Source organism: Mycobacterium sp. UM_11 (genome assembly GCF_001414075.1).
Lineage (GTDB): Bacteria > Actinomycetota > Actinomycetes > Mycobacteriales > Mycobacteriaceae > Mycobacterium.
In genome coordinates, this window is the sequence record NZ_LATC01000278.1 from 1 (window position 1) to 309 (window position 309).

Consider the following 309-nt stretch of genomic DNA (forward strand, 5'->3'; position numbering starts at 1 on the left):
CGCTGAGGGCGCCCAGGTCCAGGTGGCGTTGAGGCGCGAACCCGTGTCGGTGTCGATGGTGGCGGCGTTCAGCTCGACGCTGTGCGACAGCGGCATCGGCACCGCGGCTGCCGCCGCGGCGATCTCCAGGCTGTCGCGGCTCACCCCCCACAGGTCGCCGGGGAGGTCGGCGGCGGCCGTGCCGCCGAGGCGTCCGAGGTAGTTGAAGCCGATGGTGGGCTCGGGTGTGGTCAGCTCGTTGGTGAGGTAGCGCAGCAGTCCGTAGGTCAGCGGGTGGGGCAGGGCGCGTAGTTGTTCCTTGGCGGCCTT

Annotated in this window: 1 protein-coding gene; it reads right to left on the reverse strand. The window is 71.5% G+C overall.

Annotated features, from left to right (window positions below; all coding sequences use genetic code 11):
- Positions 1 to 309, reverse strand: a 309-nt coding sequence (locus WU80_RS26245; protein WP_197281370.1) for a hypothetical protein, incomplete at both ends; no start/stop codon positions are given.